The sequence below is a fragment of the uncultured Amaricoccus sp. genome, assembly GCF_937891315.1.
Taxonomy (GTDB): domain Bacteria; phylum Pseudomonadota; class Alphaproteobacteria; order Rhodobacterales; family Rhodobacteraceae; genus Amaricoccus.
Map to the genome: position 1 here is coordinate 1 of NZ_CALAGI010000066.1, position 3,826 is coordinate 3,826.

Consider the following 3,826-nt stretch of genomic DNA (forward strand, 5'->3'; position numbering starts at 1 on the left):
GGCTCTTCCGATCTGTTCCTGGACTGGACGGCAGCCTTCAACGCCCGCGACGCCGCCGGCGCCTGCGACCTCTTCGCCCCCGGTCTCGCCTACGACATGCCGGACCAGCTCGGCGGCACGCAGGCCAGCATGTGCGGCAACCTCGCCCGGGTTCTCGCCCGCGACGACCTCCGCCTCAGCTACGACCCGCCCGAACTGCACGAGATCACCATCGACGGAGCCCTCGCGGTCGTCCGCTTGACCTGGACCCTCACCACCGAGGCGCGGGGCGTCCGCGAAACCACGACCGAGGAAGGCATCGACATACTCCGCCGCCAGCCCGACGGGCGATGGTCCATCGCCCGCTTCGTCGCCTTCACCCCCGACCCGGAGGTCGGCCCTGCTAGGTGAAGGCCCGATGCCAGTCCGGGGACGCTTCGTCCTGCGGCTCGCTCTCGCCGGGCATCACGTTGCGCATCCGGATCAGCCGCCGCATCGAGGTGGCGTTTGGCGTGGTCACCACGCGGTTGGCCGGCACCCGGCTCGACCCGATCAGGATGTCCGCCTTGGTCAGGGGCGCATTGGTCAGGAGTCCGACCCGCGCCGCCACGATGGCCGCCTGCGCCACCGTCCGGGTGCGGAAGAGGCTGCAGATCGACCGCTCCAGTGTCGCATAGGAGCCGTAGATATAGGACTGGCTGCGCATCTCCGCCTCGTCCAGTCCCATGGCCACCGCCCGCAGGATCACCATCTGGTCGTCGGTCAGGGTGAAATCCGTCGGCCGATCCTCGGAAGCCAGCCGCGAGAAGGCCTCGGTGATGCAGTAGCCCACCGTCACCAGGTCCTGCTCGACATGCCCGATCCGGTCGCGGAACCGCTCGCGGTCCTCGGGCGAGCTGACCGAGATGGCGATCTTGTCGCCGCGCTCGGTCATGATCGGCAGCGTGTATCCCGACGGCCCGATCCCCCGCGACTTGGCGTCGTGGTAGAAGGCCCGCACATTCGGATCGGTCACCTGCAGCGTGTCCCAGAAGAACCCGCTCTCGGCGGTGGCGGCCGCCGCCTGGACCGGATCGATATTGATGTAGCGCCGGTTGAAATAGCGGGTGACCCACTCCTCCGGATAGGTGGTCAGCGCCCGCGTCGTGAAGGCGATCGACGGCAGCTCGCTCACCACGTGCAGCGTGCAATGCGCCACCCCGATCGCCTCGGAGAACTGCCGCAGCAGATCGACGAGATCGGGGAAGGTCGAGACCTCCAGCAGCTGATCCGCGATCACCTCGGAGGCGGGATCGCGGAATACTTCCAGCTCTTCGAAATCCAGCGTTTCCAGCAGGCGGGTCAGGTCCGTCGCTAATTCGTTCTTGCCTACGCGCGCAAGGCAATTGATGGCCTCGTACAGGGAGGCCTCAACCCAGCCGATCATTCGTGCCCTCATTACTCAACATGGTCAGTCGATACCGAGGGAACCATTCAACTTCATGATGAACAGAGGTTTAACCGACTTCCGAATCGGTCCGGAAAACCTTCCCGTATGGGCAAGTGTGCCGGAGCGGCCACGCCGGGCGGCTTCGGGCTTGCGCCACCGCCCCCGCACGCGCTACCCATCATGCGTCGCGGGCGAGACCGCGCTCAGCGGAGGACGCCCATGGACCCTCGCCGCCTGCAGATGACGGTCCTGATGACCCCCGACATGGCGAACTTTTCCGGCAAGGTGCACGGCGGGGCGCTGCTCAACCTGCTCGACCGGGTGGCCTTCTCCTGTGCCTCGCGCTTCTCGGGTCGCTACGCGGTGACGCTCTCGGTCGACCAGGTGATCTTCAAGGAGCCGATCAACGTCGGCGAGCTCGTCACCTTCCTCGCCAGTGTCAACTACGCCGGGCGCACCTCGATGGAGATCGGCATCCGCGTCGAGGCCGAGGATATCCGCACCGGCGTCGTCCGGCACACCAATTCCTGCTACTTCACCATGGTCGCCGTCGACGATACCGGCAAGCCGGCCGAGATCCCGGAGCTGAAGATCCTCAACGTGGTGGAGGACCGGCGGAATCGCGCCGCCGAGCTGCGCCGCCGCCTCCGCCGCGAGGTCGCCGCGGAAATGGAAAAGGCGACCGGGGGCGGGGAATGAGCATCTGGTCCTGGGACGGCATCGTCCCGGTCATCGATCCTGAGGCCTTCGTCCATCCCGACGCCACGCTGATCGGCGACGTCATCGTCGCCGCCGGGGTCTATATCGGCCCGCAATGCGTGCTGCGCGGCGACTTCGGGCGGATCGAGATCGGCGCCGGTGCCAATGTGCAGGAGACCTGCGTCGTCCACACCTTCCCGAACCTCGGGGTGGTCGTGGAGCCCTCGGGCCATATTGGCCACGGCGCGGTGCTGCACGGCTGCCGCATCGGGCGCAACGCGATGGTGGGCATGAACGCCGTGGTCATGGACGAGGCGGAGGTCGGGGAGAATTCCATCGTCGGCGCCATGGCCTTCGTGCCGGCGGGGCGGAAGATCCCGGCCCGGAGCCTTGCCGTCGGCTCGCCGGCGAAGGTGGTGCGTGAACTCTCCGACCAGGAGATCGACTGGAAGACGCGGGGAACCGGGGTCTATCAACGACTCGCGTTCGAGGCGCATTCGAAACTCGCCCGGGCCGAGCCGCTCGCCACCCCCGAACCCGGCCGGCGCCGGGTCCGCGCGCCGGACTACGATCCGCTGGTGATGGAGCGCATGAAGCTCGGCGACTGATACCGCGCCGCCGGCGAACCGCGCGAGGGACGAGCCCCTGCCATCCGCCGTCGCCCCGTCAGCGGACCGCCTTCACGCCATCGAGGACCATCGTCGTCGCCATGTCGGCGTATTCCTCCCGGGTGATCAGCCCGCCGTCGTGGAACCACAGGTAGACCCAGTTCATAATGCCGAAGAGCGACATGGTCGCCGGCATCAGCAGCGGCCGCTCGGGTCGATCGAGCTCGGGGTGGACTTGCCGCAGCACTTGCGAGAAATGCCGCACGATCCGCCGCTCGACCGCGCGGATCTCGTTGCGCTGCTCGTCCGAAAGCGCGGCCGTGCCAATGAGCTGCACCCGGTGTGCATCGTCGGCGCCGCGGTATTTGTCGAGCACCGTCCCGACCAGCACGCGGAGCTGATCCTCCGGCGACAGCGACGCGTCGACGGCCGCCGCCAGCGCCGCCTCGAGGTCGATGAGATGCTCGTGGACGATCGCAAAGATCAGTGAATCCTTGCTTGGGTAGTAGTGGTAGAGCAGCGCCTTCGACACCCCGGAATGCGTCGCGATCTGGGCCATCGAGGCCTTTTCCATACCCTGCTCGGCAAAGACCGCCGCGGCGCTCACGAGAAGACCGTGCTGCTTTTCCTCGAAGTCGCTGGCGCGGGTGCGTGCCATGCAGTCAGTTCCAATCCCAAGCGAGCCCGGGACGCGCGTCGGGGGGCGGCCCGTGTCCGGCCACCCCCCGCGGGTCAATTCGTCGTCCGTCTGGTCGGTAAAATCATTCTTTCGGCCGATTGTCCACCACTCGCTTCGCCTTGCCCTCGGAACGGGCAACGCTGTCGGGGTCGGCGACGTCGATCTTCGTCGAGACGCCGACCACGCTCTTGATATGGTGGGAAAGTTCCTTGGCCGAGGCGGCGCGGGCTTCCGGCGAGGCGGCATTGGCGGCGGCCTCGACATGGACGATGAGGTCGTCCATGCGGCCTTTCCTCACGAGTTCGATCTGGAAGTGGGGGGCGAGACCCGCCACCTTCAGGATCTGCTCCTCGATCTGGGTCGGGAAGACGTTGACGCCGCGCAGGATGATCATGTCGTCCGAGCGGCCGGTGACCTTCTCCATCCGCCGCA

At 67.1% G+C, this 3,826-nt stretch carries 5 protein-coding genes and 1 pseudogene; 3 read left to right on the forward strand and 3 right to left on the reverse strand.

The window, feature by feature from the left end; all coding sequences use genetic code 11:
* Positions 1–390, forward strand: a 390-nt coding sequence (locus Q0480_RS05800) for a nuclear transport factor 2 family protein (RefSeq protein WP_299131438.1), incomplete at its 5' end; no start/stop codon positions are given.
* Here Q0480_RS05800 and Q0480_RS05805 read toward each other — a convergent pair.
* Complete coding sequence (locus Q0480_RS05805) at positions 383–1,405, reverse strand: autoinducer binding domain-containing protein (protein WP_299131439.1); 1,023 nt, start codon at positions 1,403–1,405, stop codon at positions 383–385. The genes Q0480_RS05800 and Q0480_RS05805 overlap by 8 nt on opposite strands.
* 222 nt (positions 1,406–1,627) lie before the next feature.
* Here Q0480_RS05805 and Q0480_RS05810 point away from each other — a divergent pair, with 222 nt between their 5' ends.
* Together Q0480_RS05810 and Q0480_RS05815 are read left to right on the forward strand one after the other, a co-directional pair.
* The gene (locus Q0480_RS05810) at positions 1,628–2,107 is read left to right on the forward strand and encodes an acyl-CoA thioesterase (protein WP_299131440.1); all 480 of its coding nucleotides are present in this window, start codon (positions 1,628–1,630) and stop codon (positions 2,105–2,107) included.
* Positions 2,104–2,715 (forward strand): transferase hexapeptide repeat family protein, encoded by a 612-nt coding sequence (locus Q0480_RS05815; protein ID WP_299131441.1) that lies wholly within the window; start codon positions 2,104–2,106, stop codon positions 2,713–2,715. The genes Q0480_RS05810 and Q0480_RS05815 overlap by 4 nt, the downstream gene beginning before the upstream one ends.
* 58 nt (positions 2,716–2,773) lie before the next feature.
* On the opposite strand, the gene Q0480_RS05820 is transcribed toward Q0480_RS05815, so the two are convergent.
* Together Q0480_RS05820 and Q0480_RS05825 are read right to left on the reverse strand one after the other, a co-directional pair.
* Complete coding sequence (locus tag Q0480_RS05820; RefSeq protein ID WP_299131442.1) at positions 2,774–3,373, reverse strand: TetR/AcrR family transcriptional regulator; 600 nt, start codon at positions 3,371–3,373, stop codon at positions 2,774–2,776.
* Between the two features lie 103 nt (positions 3,374–3,476).
* A pseudogene (locus Q0480_RS05825) lies at positions 3,477–3,826 on the reverse strand (phenylacetate--CoA ligase); the annotation flags it as partial.